The organism is Microcystis sp. M49636_WE2, from assembly GCF_030065375.1.
Taxonomy (GTDB): domain Bacteria; phylum Cyanobacteriota; class Cyanobacteriia; order Cyanobacteriales; family Microcystaceae; genus Microcystis; species Microcystis aeruginosa_C.
In genome coordinates this window covers 1-13242 of sequence record NZ_JASJFG010000421.1, presented here as the reverse complement: position 1 = coordinate 13242, position 13242 = coordinate 1, and the positions used below count along the sequence as shown (strand labels likewise).

Annotated in this window: 15 protein-coding genes; 4 read left to right on the top strand and 11 right to left on the bottom strand. The window is 42.7% G+C overall.

What is annotated here, in order from left to right; translation table 11 throughout:
- Nucleotides 1-169 (top strand): universal stress protein (locus PX484_RS10075; protein ID WP_288103709.1); only part of this gene is annotated, 169 nt, incomplete at its 5' end.
- Here PX484_RS10075 and PX484_RS10070 read toward each other — a convergent pair.
- The gene (locus PX484_RS10070) at nucleotides 159-2318 is read right to left on the bottom strand and encodes a ComEC/Rec2 family competence protein (RefSeq protein ID WP_287767180.1); all 2160 of its coding nucleotides are present in this window, start codon (nucleotides 2316-2318) and stop codon (nucleotides 159-161) included. The genes PX484_RS10075 and PX484_RS10070 overlap by 11 nt on opposite strands.
- Before the next feature lie 54 nt (nucleotides 2319-2372).
- The gene (gene sppA / locus PX484_RS10065; protein WP_287767179.1) at nucleotides 2373-4184 is read right to left on the bottom strand and encodes a signal peptide peptidase SppA; all 1812 of its coding nucleotides are present in this window, start codon (nucleotides 4182-4184) and stop codon (nucleotides 2373-2375) included.
- Nucleotides 4185-4456: 272 nt separating this feature from the next.
- On the opposite strand from sppA, the gene PX484_RS10060 reads away from it, so the two are divergent.
- A complete protein-coding gene (locus tag PX484_RS10060) occupies nucleotides 4457-4678 on the top strand; it encodes a hypothetical protein (RefSeq protein WP_253257691.1) in 222 nt (73 codons plus the stop codon).
- A 387-nt stretch (nucleotides 4679-5065) separates the two neighbouring features.
- Nucleotides 5066-6094: a GTPase ObgE gene (gene obgE / locus PX484_RS10055; protein ID WP_002801904.1), complete on the top strand. Its 1029-nt coding sequence runs from the start codon at nucleotides 5066-5068 to the stop codon at nucleotides 6092-6094.
- A 9-nt stretch (nucleotides 6095-6103) separates the two neighbouring features.
- Here the strand turns inward: obgE and PX484_RS10050 are convergent, their stop codons facing one another.
- The 6 genes from PX484_RS10050 to purS all read right to left on the bottom strand — a co-directional run bounded on the left by PX484_RS10050 (nucleotide 6104) and on the right by purS (nucleotide 10389).
- Nucleotides 6104-6469, bottom strand: a complete 366-nt coding sequence (locus PX484_RS10050; RefSeq protein ID WP_288103704.1) for a KH domain-containing protein — start codon at nucleotides 6467-6469, stop codon at nucleotides 6104-6106.
- On the bottom strand, nucleotides 6462-6710 hold the full coding sequence (rpsP, locus tag PX484_RS10045) for a 30S ribosomal protein S16 (RefSeq protein ID WP_002780060.1): 249 nt from the start codon (nucleotides 6708-6710) through the stop codon (nucleotides 6462-6464). The genes PX484_RS10050 and rpsP overlap by 8 nt, the downstream gene beginning before the upstream one ends.
- Before the next feature lie 194 nt (nucleotides 6711-6904).
- On the bottom strand, nucleotides 6905-7981 hold the full coding sequence (gene rfbB / locus PX484_RS10040; RefSeq protein ID WP_288103707.1) for a dTDP-glucose 4,6-dehydratase: 1077 nt from the start codon (nucleotides 7979-7981) through the stop codon (nucleotides 6905-6907).
- Between the two features lie 46 nt (nucleotides 7982-8027).
- Nucleotides 8028-8954, bottom strand: coding sequence for a CDF family zinc efflux transporter Cdf31 (gene cdf31 / locus PX484_RS10035; RefSeq protein WP_288103702.1), 927 nt, complete (start codon nucleotides 8952-8954; stop codon nucleotides 8028-8030).
- Nucleotides 8955-9307: 353 nt separating this feature from the next.
- Nucleotides 9308-9994 (bottom strand): phosphoribosylformylglycinamidine synthase subunit PurQ, encoded by a 687-nt coding sequence (purQ, locus tag PX484_RS10030; protein WP_287664540.1) that lies wholly within the window; start codon nucleotides 9992-9994, stop codon nucleotides 9308-9310.
- A 119-nt stretch (nucleotides 9995-10113) separates the two neighbouring features.
- Nucleotides 10114-10389, bottom strand: coding sequence for a phosphoribosylformylglycinamidine synthase subunit PurS (gene purS, locus PX484_RS10025; RefSeq protein ID WP_002802308.1), 276 nt, complete (start codon nucleotides 10387-10389; stop codon nucleotides 10114-10116).
- Nucleotides 10390-10420: 31 nt separating this feature from the next.
- Here purS and PX484_RS10020 point away from each other — a divergent pair, with 31 nt between their 5' ends.
- Complete coding sequence (locus PX484_RS10020) at nucleotides 10421-10804, top strand: Fur family transcriptional regulator (protein WP_287658860.1); 384 nt, start codon at nucleotides 10421-10423, stop codon at nucleotides 10802-10804.
- A 100-nt stretch (nucleotides 10805-10904) separates the two neighbouring features.
- Here the strand turns inward: PX484_RS10020 and accD are convergent, their stop codons facing one another.
- From accD to PX484_RS10005, 3 genes are all read right to left on the bottom strand, one after another.
- Nucleotides 10905-11855, bottom strand: a complete 951-nt coding sequence (gene accD, locus PX484_RS10015) for an acetyl-CoA carboxylase, carboxyltransferase subunit beta (RefSeq protein WP_288103699.1) — start codon at nucleotides 11853-11855, stop codon at nucleotides 10905-10907.
- A 19-nt stretch (nucleotides 11856-11874) separates the two neighbouring features.
- A complete protein-coding gene (locus tag PX484_RS10010; RefSeq protein WP_002802311.1) occupies nucleotides 11875-12024 on the bottom strand; it encodes a hypothetical protein in 150 nt (49 codons plus the stop codon).
- 101 nt (nucleotides 12025-12125) lie between these two features.
- The gene (locus PX484_RS10005) at nucleotides 12126-12935 is read right to left on the bottom strand and encodes a prepilin peptidase (RefSeq protein ID WP_002802312.1); all 810 of its coding nucleotides are present in this window, start codon (nucleotides 12933-12935) and stop codon (nucleotides 12126-12128) included.
- Nucleotides 12936-13242 lie beyond the last annotated feature (307 nt).

Genomic DNA, 13242 nt, shown 5'->3' with positions numbered 1-13242 from the left:
TGATCCGGGCCAGAAAATTTGTCAAGTTGCCCAGCAAGAGGGGATAGATTTAATTATTGTTGGTCGTCACGGTCGATCGGGTTTATCTGAGTTAATCTTAGGTAGTGTCAGTAATTATGTGGTACATCATGCTCCCTGTTCAGTTTTGGTGGTACATATCACTCATTAATTAGAAAGGGTTGAAATCCATTTTTTGCTGTCCATTGAATTGCTCCATCTCTCCCAGTCCAGTAAGTCTTAATCCTAGCCTTTCTCAGTTGATTTCTGGCATTACGGGAGAGATTGTTAGTAACAGCGATCGCTGTCTGTGGTCGAATGGACTCTAACCATTGTTTATCTAGATTGCTTCCCTGCCATAATAACACTAGGGGGCTAAATTCTTGGGATAAATTAACGGGATTTTTCGGGTTGATAATCCAGAGCCAAGATTGATTTTTCACCTGAAATTTAAATAAATTTTTCTCGATCAATTGTCCAGTAATTTCGCCGAGATTAAATTTTTCTAACCGGGATAAATTAATAGTTTTTTTGATCGGTATATCCTCACTAATAGTTGAGAATTGCGCCGAATTATTGACAGTTATTGCACCTTGTATTTGATTAATTCCCTCCTGTCGCAAAAAGGGCAAAACTGTATAACGTGCTGTTGCGGGTTCTTCCCCATTAATTAACAGAGTATTTCCTCGATTTTGAATAATTATTACCGGTTGCGATTTGGTGGCTAAAACTGTCACCTGAGTTAAAGTTAAATGCTGATAAATAATCGGTATTAAAATTACAGCGAGGATAAATAAACCGATTAAATGCCACCGTTGACGAAACCAGAGATTAAAGCAGATTAAGGTAAGGCAAATATAAATAATTAACATCACTCCTAAAGATAATTTACCTGTGGAGTAGGTACTAAAAGGAAGCAGACTAAAAAAGTTGGTAATTTGCAGTAATAACTCTAGAGGGTAATAGAGAATACTAGCGCTGATACTGCCCAAAGGGGGATAAATTAAACCTAAAAAAGCAGTAAAAACTCCTCCTAAACTAATTAGGGTAACTAGGGGGGTTGTGATAATATTAATGGGGATATTATAAAGAGCGATCGAGTTAAAGGTAAACATTAATAAAGGCATAGTCCAGAGAGTAGCAGCTAGACTAATAGCTATAGGTTCAGCGATTAAATTAGGGAAATAGTCGATTTTATTTTTCAGTAAAGGAACGGTAATAATTAATCCCAAAGTCGCTAAAAAACTTAACTGAAATCCTAAATCCCAAATCCAGAGAGGTTGCCATAATAATAGAATTGTAGCCGCTAGTAACAGGGAACCTAAACTATTAACTTGTCGATTATAAAGCAGACCGATTAATGCCCCAATTCCCATCAAAATCGCCCGCAGGACTGAAGGTTGTAACCCTGTTAAAGTACCGTAAATTATTAAGATAGTAAGGGCAATAATAAACTGTTGTTTGGGGGATAAATTGCGAGTAATAGTTAAAACAAATCCCAACAAAATAGCCACATGAAAGCCAGAAGCTGCTAAAATGTGAGCTAATCCAGTTTTAATAAATAAATCAGTGATTTTTGCTGGCAAATTAACTGCTTGTCGTCCGAGGGTAATCGAACTTAATAAAGTCCCTTTTTCTTGGCCTAGTCCTTGAATTTGTGCCTCAACAATGCGCTGACGAATCTGCCAAACTCCCCAAGTCGGTGACTTTTTATTGATAATTATTTCCCCTTTTAAACCAGCAAAAGCACCCCGACGCGCTAGATAATTAGCAAAGTCAAAAGCATTGGGATTATTGGCACGACGGGGACGATACAGTAATCCTTTAATTGTTATTTCTTGTCCGGGATAAACCTGATTTTCTGCTAGATTTGGCAGAGTAACGTAGAGTTTACCCGTGGATTTTTTTGTTGGTAAATCCTTGAGGCTAAATTCTTTTACTTCTAACCAAAATTGTAAATTTTCTCGGCGATTGAGACGAATTTCTGATATAATATTGCCCGTGATTTTAATAGAGTTAACTACATTATTTTTTAAAAGATGACTGATATCATTTGCGCTGGGGTAAGGAGTACGAATTTCCAGATAAACAACCGCAAAGATAGCTATTAATCCCGCTATCAGCCAAATTTGTTTCGGGGGACTTTGCCACCAAAAACGACGGATAAAAGTTGTGGTTAACAGGGTAATTAAACCAAGAATAACAATTCTAATTACCACTTCTTGCCATCGGTTTAACCAGGGACTAAAATCTACCAGACCTGTAGATAATAATCCCAGAATATAGGCTAAACCAAGAATAACGCTATTAGGGCGATTCATAGAAATTTTTGTTAAAGAATTTCAGAATTAGCGGGCATTATTTTTACATAAGTATCAGCGAAAATCGAGATTAAAAAGTAACTTAGCATAAACACTATGGGGATCGTTGAATGTAGGTAACTTCAATAATTCCTGCTGAAAATTTTGCCATTCCTGCGTCAAAGGATGATTATTTTTAGTGAGAGGAGGAAGATAGGTTTGCAAGAAATTAGAAAAAAGTTCTTCTTGCCAACTTTGCGATCGAGGATATTCTTGAAGACTCCAATCATCCCCTAATTTAGCTGTTTTGGCCGCATATTGCACGGCCGCTTCTAGACCACCAATTTGATCAACTAAACCAATTTTAACCGCATCTTTTCCCGTCCAGACACGACCTTGGGCCACAGTTCTAACCTTGTCTGGAGATAATTTTCGCCCCTGGGCCACCGTCTCGATAAATAAATCATAGAACCGATTAACTGCCGCTTGATAAATTTCTAATTCTTGGGGATTTTTCGGTCTGGTAATAGTAGATATATCGGCTAATTGTCCAGTTTTTACCGTATCCCAATCGATGCCATTATTATTAGCAATCTTCTGGATATTTAACAATAATCCAAACACACCGATCGAACCAGTAATTGTATCATTATCGGCAAAAATTCTTTGACCCCCCATGGCGATCCAATAACCCCCAGAAGCTGCCACATCACCCATAGAAATAATTACCGGTTTGGTCGCATCTAAACGCTTAATTTCCCGCAGAATCACCTCAGAAGCGGTGGCACTTCCCCCCGGACTATTAATCCGCAAAACTACCGCTTTCACCTCCTCCTTCCCCTGTAATTTTCGCAGTTCCTTCGCCAATTTATCCCCACCGATTTGGCCTCTATCTCCCTGACCTTCTACGATTGTCCCTTCTGCATAAACTATCGCTATTTGATTGCTACTATTTTCCTCCTCATCGAGAGAACTAGCATAATTAGCTAAAGAAATTTGCGAAAAAGAGCCAGAATTTTCCTCCTCATTAGTTTTATTTTTTGCTTCTCCTGTCAACTCTTTAGCCAAAACAATTACTCGATCTAAATAGGCCACTTCATCGACAAAACCCGCCTTTTTCGCTGTGGTTGCTTCCAGAATACCTTGAGTATCAGAAATAGTTTGCACCTGTTGGGGGGTTAAATTGCGACTTTTGGCCACTGTGGAACTATAATTAGACCAAATTGTATCGAGTAGGGTTTGCAGCTGCTGACGATTCTGGACACTTAAATCCTGACGCGTATAGGGTTCCACTGCACCTTTAAAAGAACCCACTTTTACCACTTGCACCCCCACACCATACTTTTCTAGTGCATCGGCAAAAAAGGTTTGTTGACTACTTAAACCATTAATTTCCATTCTCCCCACGGGATTAATAATCACCGTTTCAGCAACGGAAGCGAGATAATATTCCTTTTCCGTCCATTCCATATCGTAGGCGATAATTTTTTTACCCGATTGGCGAAATTTTGCCAAAGCTTGCCGCACTTCCGTCAGGGTAGCATAGCCATATTCACCGATATTGTCGCGACCATAGAGTAACAGACCGACAATGTTATCATCAAGGGTGGCCTTTTCGATCGCCGCTATCACCTGTCGCAAATTTAAAGTGGTCGCACTCTCACCGGTCAAACTATCGGCTAAACTGGAACTAGGGGGAGCATCGCTGATATTGGTGGCTAAGTTAAAAACTAAGACCGATTTTTCCTTAACTGAGGAGCTATCGCTAGACATAAGGGAAGAAAGCAGTAAAAATGCTAATCCCCCCACACCTAAGACCGAAAATGCCAATAATCCCAATAAAGTTCCCAAGCAACTAGCGAAAGTTTGTTTAAAAAACTGGCCCATCGGTTTTCATCTGCTACTAATTATCCTGTTTCCTATTGTAGGGATTCCCCGCCCAGAAACAAGTTTTTTATTTACGAACAAATGTACTTAAAGTCTTGGGGATAGTGACTGGAGTTGTGAGATGTCAAGGGATCGGCTAAGATTGTGATAGACAATTTCCAGTCAAAGAGATGAATCAATTAAATTGAAGATAGATTCTGTCTTTGATCCCCCCTTCCCCCCTTGATAAGGGGGGTGTCTGGCAATTTTTAACACCTACCTACTTAAAAGAGATGAATCAATTAAAACCCAAACTCGTCAATTATCCAGATTGGGAGCGAAAAGAACAAATTAAACGAAATCGTTCGGCTTTGGCTATCTTAGAACAAAGACGACAAAAACGGTCACAAATAACCGATGAGCAAGACCAAGAAATTTCCCAGTGTTTGCTCAATTTTCAGACCGCGATTGATAATGCTCGTCCTTTAGGTTTAAAGCTTTATAGCCTTGGCTAGAAACTCTAAAGATTGGCAAACAAACGGCTGATAATTACAATATTGATGTGGATATTATTAAGTAGCTGGACACAATTAATTAGACATATCTAACTACCTCTTGCATGAGTGCCTTTTGCCTATCCTAACTAAGAAGTTAATTTTGTCCTATTACTTATTCTTGCTCATTGGCAGTTATAAAAAAACAATATCGGCTCTCTTATTCTTTGTGTGATAAGTTTAACTTATATGGTAGCGATCTTTGTGTCCTTTGTGTCTCTGTGGTTCCTTCCACACTACTACTAATGTCAAACATTTTCAGGGATTTGCAGAAGCTTTAAATTGGCAAGATATTAACATATAACAGCTTTAAGCTTGATCATTTTTTCACTTTAACTACTTAATCTTATGCAGTTTATTGATCGCGCCGAAATAGAAGTAGAGGGGGGTAAGGGAGGTGATGGAATTGTCGCTTTCCGTCGGGAAAAATACGTCCCCGCCGGCGGTCCGGCCGGAGGTAATGGGGGAAAAGGTGGTTCGGTGATTTTTGTGGCGACTCAGAACCTGCAAACCCTGCTAGATTTCCAGTATAGTCGCTATTTTAAGGCCGATGACGGTAAACGGGGCGGTCCGAACAACTGCACGGGAGCCAACGGTAGCGATCGCATTATTAAAGTTCCCTGTGGTACAGTGGTTTACGATCTCGATAGCGAGGAAATTATCGGCGATTTGGTCACTCCCGAACAGACTTTAATCGTGGCTGCCGGGGGAAAAGGGGGATTAGGCAACCGCCACTTTTTAAGTAATAATAATCGCGCACCCGAATACGCTTTACCCGGTTTAGACGGAGAAAAACGCCATTTACGCCTAGAATTGAAGTTATTAGCGGAAGTGGGCATTATCGGGCTGCCCAATGCGGGAAAATCCACCCTAATCTCGGCCGTTTCCTCTGCTCGTCCCAAAATCGCCGATTATCCCTTTACGACTCTCATTCCTAACTTGGGAGTGGTACGCAAACCCACGGGAGATGGGACGGTATTCGCCGATATTCCTGGATTAATCGAGGGAGCGCATCTAGGAATCGGCTTAGGACACGAATTTTTACGCCATATCGAACGCACACGCCTGTTAATTCATCTTGTCTCCTTGACATCAGAAGACCCGATCGCCGATTATCAAATTATTCAAGGGGAATTAGCCGCCTATGGTCGGGAATTGGAAAAGCGATCGCAAATACTGGTTTTCAACAAAATTGATGCTGTGGACGAGGAAACGATAGATAACTACCAAAAGCAGTTTGCTAAAATAACCAATGCCGAGATTTTGACTATTTCCGCCGTGACGGGAGCCGGATTAACCACTTTACTCGCCAAAGTTTGGCAGCAATTAGAGCAACTGGAGAGGGTCGAGGTTGAAACCCCTTCCCTGTTTTCCTAAAATCGCTCGTTAGTTGTTGGGTTGCCGGGGTGCGGGTGGTCGGCGATTGCTCGGTCTTCTTTCCGTACCTTCAAAGTTACCATTAGAACGACGGGTGCGGCGCTGTTCAGCTTCATTTTCGGCCGCATAGACTTCTAGATAAAGAGAGCGACCCACACTCGCGGCCGCCATTTCTAGGGTAGTTCTAATCGCCTGTAAATTGCGTCCTCCCCGGCCGTAAACTTTGCCTTTATCGGCATCATCGAAGGCTACACGCACCCAAAGACGTTCATTTTCCTTACAGCGCTCGATATCCAATCTCAGACTGGCCGGCTCTTCCAAAAACGGCTCGATAATAAATTTCACCAGTTCGAGATAATTGGGGGTACTAGGCATTGATTTTCTCGAAAATTTTCTGTTTGGTGAGAATGCCGCGCACGGTGTCCGTCGGTTGCGCTCCTTGTTGTAAGCGTCGGATAATCCCTTCCTCATCCAGACGCACTTCATCGGTGCGGGGATTGTAGAATCCTAACTCCTCTAGGGGACGACCATCGCGACGACTGGTGCTAACGGCCGCAACGATACGATAACTGGCTTCGCGTTTTTTACCAAAGCGTTTTAGACGTAATTTGATCATGGTTACTCAAAAATTCTCCTTTCCGATTCTAACTCATCCAGGCGGTATTTCCACAAGTGGCGATCGAGGGAACGGTGGGCAGCCTTTCGATATTATTGAAAATAACGCCGATATCTTAATAGTGAGGTACAAGGTTTGAGGGTGTTAGTTTTGGCTAACACACCCAAAATTAAGATTAAAGTTTTTACCCCTCTCTAACCGTAAACTTTCCCATAATACTCTTGATATTCTTTGGATAACAAAGGTTGCCACCAATCCCGATGATCGAGATACCATTGAATGGTTTTTCTTAATCCCCCCTCTACCGTTTCTTGAGGTTGCCAACCTAATTCAGTGCGAATTTTACTGGCATCAATAGCATACCGGCGATCATGTCCGGGGCGATCCTTAACAAAGGTAATTAAATTCTGAGCAGGTTTCACGGGTAAATCGGGAGCTAATTCATCCATTAACTCACATAACATCCTGACTAAATCGATATTTTTTACCTCATTATTTCCGCCAATATTATAAGTTTCTCCCACTTTTCCCTTGTGAATAACTGTATCTAAAGCTTGACAATGATCCCGCACATATAACCAATCTCGAACATTTTGACCATCACCATAAACGGGTAAAGGTTTACCCAAAAGAATATTAATACACATCAAAGGAATTAACTTTTCGGGAAAATGATAGGAACCATAATTATTAGAGCAATTAGTAATAATTGTCGGCATTCCGTAGGTATGAAAATAAGCTCTCGCTAGATGATCACTCCCCGCTTTTGAGGCAGAATAGGGACTATTAGGAGCATAGGGAGTAGTTTCGGTAAAAGCCGGATCATCTACTCCTAAACTGCCATAAACCTCATCGGTGGAAACGTGCAGAAAACGATAGTTATCGGGTTGATGATTACTTAACCAATGTTGCCGAAAACTTTCTAATAGAGTAAAAGTTCCCACCACATTAGTTTGCACAAAAGCCCTAGGTCCAAGAATCGATCGATCCACATGGGATTCGGCAGCAAAATGGGCAACTGTATCGATATTTTCACCGGCAAATAATTCATCAACTAAAGCTCGATCGCAGATATCCCCTTGCAGAAAACGGAAATTCTTTCTATCTTTCAGTGTCGCTAAATTATTCAAATTGCCCGCGTAGGTAAGAGCATCAAGAACAATTACACGATCCTCAGGATAATTCTCGCACCAATGATGAACAAAATTCGAGCCGATAAATCCTGCTCCACCAGTAACTACTATGCTTCTAGCTTGATTCTCCGTCGTCATGGCCACCTCTAGCAAAAGTTCGCTACTTATTTTAGGCTTTTTTGCTTCACACTTCTTCATCAAAAGTGATCCGATCAGAGTGATAATCCGGCGGTTCAACGTGAATTAAAATTCTCACAGGGCTAAATTGTTGGCTTAATCTTGCTTCCACCGCTTCCGTGATTGCGTGAGCAGTTTCCACATCTTGAGCGGAGACAACTAGGTGCATTTCTATAAATACCTGTCTTCCCACCACTCCCCGAGATGCGATCGCATGGCAATTAAGCACCCCCGGCACCTCCATGACAATTTGATGAATCACTTCAGGAGCGATCGCCATTTCATCCACTAACAAAGGTAAATTCTCCATCAGGACTTTCCAACCACTGCTAAACACCAAAAAAGCGACGGGAAAGGACAAAATCACATCTAACCATTGTAATTGGGGAATATTAGCCGTATTGCCCACCCAAACCCCGACTAAACCCAATAAAACCGTAATTGTCACCCACACATCACTCATGGTATGACGAGCATCGGCAATCAAAATCGGACTACCGACACGCTGCCCCACGGATCTTTCATAATAGGTGACAAAAATATTCACCCCTAAAACGATAATTAATAGCCATAACTCAGGACCTGCAATCTCGACGGGTTTGCCTCCTTTGATAATACTCATGACCGCCCCTTGCAAGATTTCAAAACAGGCAATCCCCAAAAAGGCGGCGATCGCTAAAGCTCCGATCGCTTCGTATTTCAGATGTCCGTAGGGATGATCTCGATCGGGATAGGGAGAAGAAAACCGCATCGCTACTAATCCCAAGACATTATTAGCACTATCGGTGACACTATGGAGAGCATCCGCTTGCAGACTTAAAGCACCAATTCTCAAACCCACCCCCGCTTTGATCGCCATAACCAAAATGTTCAGCAGCAGGGTGATCCAGAGAACTTTTTGGACGGTAGCCCGATTATCTTTTAAAACAGCCACAGGATTATCAGTTATCAGTTATCAGTTATCAGTTATCAGTTAAGTAGGTAGGCGTTAAAAGTTATCAGATCCCCCCGCCTATCGGCACCCCCCTTATCAAGGGGGGCAGGGGGGATCGAACCTAAAGTCCATTTTTAATTTAATTATAACCAGCTACTTATCAGGGAAATTTCAACTAAAACCCCAAAACCCCAAAACCCCAACTATTTGAGGGTTTAAAAACGGCAAAAATAAGGATTGAATTGCCTCAAGTCTGTAAATAGACCATTTAATTGATTATTATTCATTTTTAATTCTCCTGACTACTGACTCCTGACCCCAACAACAATTTTTGATTTTTACAAGAGGTCTAGTCAACAACAATTGATCAACTCCTGAAATAACAGACTCCCATCGGTCAAATTGAGCAGCGGATCGGCGGCGCGTTCGGGATGAGGCATCATTCCTAGCACATTTCCTGCTTTATTGGTAATTCCCGCAATATTATTTAACGATCCGTTGGGATTTCCTGACTCATTTACCTCTCCTGTGGGAGTACAGTAACGCCAGAGAATTTGACCGTTATCCTCCAGGGATTTTAGCGTATCTTCTGCGGCATAATAACGCCCTTCCCCGTGAGCAATCGGCAAATTAAGCACCTGTTGCGGTTGATAACCTCGCGTCCAGACATATTGATTGTTTTCCACTTTTACCGGCACTCGATCGCAGATAAAATGTAAATCGCGATTGCGAATTAACGCACCGGGTAGCAGCCCAATTTCCGTTAATACCTGAAAACCGTTACAGATGCCTAAAACTAATTTACCTTTTTCGGCTTCTTCTCGGACAGTTTTCATCGCTGGTGAAAATCGAGCGATCGCACCACAGCGCAAATAATCGCCGTAACTAAATCCCCCCGGCACCACAATCACATCCAAATCCGCTAGATCCGTCTCTTGATGCCAAATATAGCGGGTAGGTTGCTGAAAAATCCCCTCCGTCACCGTTGCCACATCTCGATCGCAATTCGATCCGGGGAAAACAATAATCCCAAACTTCATAATTTTTAACTTGGTTAATTCATTTTGCAAAAAGCTCTCATCAGATGGGTGTTAGGCTGTTAGGGTGTTAGGGTTTTAGTTGAATTTCCCCATTCTCCCATTTCCCTATCCCCTAATCCCTATCCCTTATCTCCTATCTCCTGACAATGCAAATCAAAGCGATAATTTTCAATTACAGGATTAGCCAATAGTTGATCGCACATTTGATCCAATTGTGCGCGAGCGCTGGTTTCATCCTCTGCTGCCACGGTAAGCTCAATATACTTACCAATTCGCACCCCGGCTACAGTATCATAACCTAATTGCTTTAATCCCGACTCTACCGCCGTACCCGCCGGATCGAGAACCGAAGGGCGCAGGGTAACATAAATACAGCACTGATAATTTTTTGGCATAGAATTAAATTTGATCGCTGACCTTTTTGATATGAAATCCCAACGCACCCGATCGCAAGAGCGCATTATCCACTTACTCAAAACCTTAAATCGGGCAGTATCCGCTCAAGAATTGTTTGTGGAACTCCGTCAGCGTGACCAAAATATGGGGTTAGCCACTGTTTACCGCGCCCTAGAATCCCTAAAGCTACAGGGTGCAGTTCAGGTGAGAACCCTAGCCACAGGAGAATCCCTCTACAGTTCCCTTCAGCAGGATCAACACCATCTTACCTGTATTCATTGCGGTCGGTCTATCGTCTTTAATGAGTGTCCCGTTCATGAATTGGAAGAAAAACTCGAAAAATCCCACCAATTCAAGGTTTATTACCATACTCTCGAATTTTTTGGACTTTGCGATCACTGTCAACCCAGTTAAGTAAGCTGTACTGCATTGAAACTGCCCATCGGGAAATTTTAGTACAAATGCTCAGGCTCTCAACTCCGGCACTCCCAACTCCAGTGCCGTCCTACAAAGATTAAACTGTTGTTTGACCTTGGGCTGTTTTCACAGGGATTAACTCCGGCTGACTGTAGTGATGATGGCTGTTGAGGGGGGATAACAAGGGGAAAAAGGGCTGATGTAAACTAATTAATTGAGCGAGGGTTTTCTTGAGATGGGGACGAGGAATGATCGCATCGACAAAACCGTGTTTTAATAGGTATTCCGATGTTTGGAAACCTTCTGGCAATTTCTCGCGCAAAGTCTGTTCAATTACCCGCTTACCAGCAAAACCGATAGTAGCCTTTGGTTCGGCGATAATAATATCTCCCAACATGGCAAAACTGGCCGTGACTCCCCCCGTGGTGGGATTAGTCAAGACAGGAATATAGAGTAACTTTGCTTCCCGATGCCGGTTAAGAGCGCCAGAAATCTTGGCCATCTGCATTAAACTTAACATTCCTTCCTGCATTCTCGCCCCGCCGGAAGCGCAGATAATCACCAGGGGTAAACGTTCATCGGTAGCGTGTTCCGTCAAACGACAGAGTTTTTCTCCCACCACCGATCCCATGCTGCCCCCCATAAAACGGAAGTCCATCACCCCTAAAGCTAAGGGTAAACCATCGAGCGTCCCCGTTCCCGTGTGGACAGCATCAGTCAGACCAGTTTTTTCTTGGGTTTCCCGCAAGCGATCGCTATAACTTTTCCGATCGCGAAATTTGAGCGGATCCGTCGGTCGAATCTGTTCATCGAGGCAATTCCAAGTATTAGCATCCACTAACTGGCGAATTCTTTCTTCACTTTCCACCCGATTATGATGACCGCAATCGAGACAAACCAGTTGATTAGCTAATAAATCCTTCGTATAGGACAAAACGCCGCAATTGGGGCATTTTGTCCATAAACCATCGGCTATTTCTCGTTCCTGTTGTTGTTGAACCTTGGGTTCTGTTTTTTGGCGATTTGCAAACCAATCAAATAGAGACATAGTTTAAAATAAAGACAATTTATAGACTTTCCTCTAGAGGACTTAATAACAAAAGTGCTGTCCAGCGATCTTGGGGACGCACTTGTAGGGCGGCCTGATGCCCCTGGCCGCAATAAATACCAAGGCCAATAGCGATAACGCGACTGGGGATGTCGTGAGCTTTGAGCATTTCCTCTAGCCAATCGGCTTACCCTAGACTGGGGGTTGTTCTAATGGTGATCCAAGACACAGAAGACTATTGTATCAAGATTTAATGACAAGATAGCTTTTTTACAACAAAGGCAAAAAAATGGTTTGATAGGCTGAGATGATCTTATCACTCCAAAAGACACTCATCAGAGCGCCGAGGGCAAGAAATGGCCCGAAGGGTATAGCTTGTCTTTTTGCCATTTTACCGAGACAAATGCCCGTCATACCGATCACCGCCCCGATAGCACAGGCCAGAAAAGCGGTGACTAATAATGCTTGCCATCCTAACCAAGCACCGATCATGGCCGCTAATTTGGCATCTCCTCCCCCCATGGACTGCTGTCTGAGGGCAAAACTTCCCCCCCACCGGATCAGATCAAATAACCAGACTCCTAAAACTGCACTAGCGATCGCTGAAAAGAGATAGATAACAGTTTGATTATTTTGCCAACCTAGAAGTGCTTGGAAAACTATCCCTAAAACTAATCCCGATTGGGTGAGGGAGTTAGGAAGCGTCATCGTGTCAAAATCAATCAAAGCTAAAGCTAATAACCAACTGAGGAGAATCCAATAGCCTAGGGTCTGCCAAGAAAAGCTAAAACCTCCTAAAACCAGACAAAATAACCAACCGGTAAAAGTTTCGATCGCTGGATAACGGACAGAAATCGGGGTTTTGCACCAGCGACAGCGACCCCCTAGCCATAACCAGCCGAAAACGGGTATATTCTCGCTTTTACCTAACCTATGGTGACATTTCGGACAGTGGGAAGGGGGATACACTAGAGATATCCCCTGAGGTAATCTATAGATGACCACGTTTAAAAAACTGCCCACCGAGGCACCAAAAGCAAAGACAAAGGCAAAAGTAACTAGATGAAAGAGGGTTTCCATAGATTCAAGGTTGAAATCCGATCACTTTCCTAGAATACCCGGTTAAGCTGCTTGCCTATCTAAAATTACCGGTTAAGACGGCATGGCAGCCCTTCGAGCATTACCTCACCACTAAGATAACCTCCATAACTCAAACATTAGAGTTCTATAGCTGCCTTTAGCTTAGTTAGGGTTTGCTGAATAAATCTAAAAATCTTGTTGGATAAGGTTTTTAGACTTTTTTTCTCTCAAAAATTGCCGACCATTGGAGTGATTGGGGGGAAAATTCAGGTACTTTTTCCCTGAAAATTAGGTAGTTGACCACCTG

Excerpts from the sequence above, each read along its gene's own strand:
- PX484_RS10005 (WP_002802312.1), bottom strand. The coding sequence starts at position 12,935 with ATGGAAACCCTCTTTCATCTAGTTACTTTTGCCTTTGTCTTTGCTTTT.
- obgE (WP_002801904.1), top strand. The coding sequence starts at position 5,066 with ATGCAGTTTATTGATCGCGCCGAAATAGAAGTAGAGGGGGGTAAGGGA.
- PX484_RS10010 (WP_002802311.1), bottom strand. The coding sequence starts at position 12,024 with ATGCTCAAAGCTCACGACATCCCCAGTCGCGTTATCGCTATTGGCCTT.
- accD (WP_288103699.1), bottom strand. The coding sequence starts at position 11,855 with ATGTCTCTATTTGATTGGTTTGCAAATCGCCAAAAAACAGAACCCAAG.
- purQ (WP_287664540.1), bottom strand. The coding sequence starts at position 9,994 with ATGAAGTTTGGGATTATTGTTTTCCCCGGATCGAATTGCGATCGAGAT.
- PX484_RS10050 (WP_288103704.1), bottom strand. The coding sequence starts at position 6,469 with ATGCCTAGTACCCCCAATTATCTCGAACTGGTGAAATTTATTATCGAG.
- rfbB (WP_288103707.1), bottom strand. The coding sequence starts at position 7,981 with ATGACGACGGAGAATCAAGCTAGAAGCATAGTAGTTACTGGTGGAGCA.
- PX484_RS10060 (WP_253257691.1), top strand. The coding sequence starts at position 4,457 with ATGAATCAATTAAAACCCAAACTCGTCAATTATCCAGATTGGGAGCGA.
- PX484_RS10070 (WP_287767180.1), bottom strand. The coding sequence starts at position 2,318 with ATGAATCGCCCTAATAGCGTTATTCTTGGTTTAGCCTATATTCTGGGA.
- purS (WP_002802308.1), bottom strand. The coding sequence starts at position 10,389 with ATGCCAAAAAATTATCAGTGCTGTATTTATGTTACCCTGCGCCCTTCG.
- PX484_RS10020 (WP_287658860.1), top strand. The coding sequence starts at position 10,421 with ATGAAATCCCAACGCACCCGATCGCAAGAGCGCATTATCCACTTACTC.
- rpsP (WP_002780060.1), bottom strand. The coding sequence starts at position 6,710 with ATGATCAAATTACGTCTAAAACGCTTTGGTAAAAAACGCGAAGCCAGT.
- sppA (WP_287767179.1), bottom strand. The coding sequence starts at position 4,184 with ATGGGCCAGTTTTTTAAACAAACTTTCGCTAGTTGCTTGGGAACTTTA.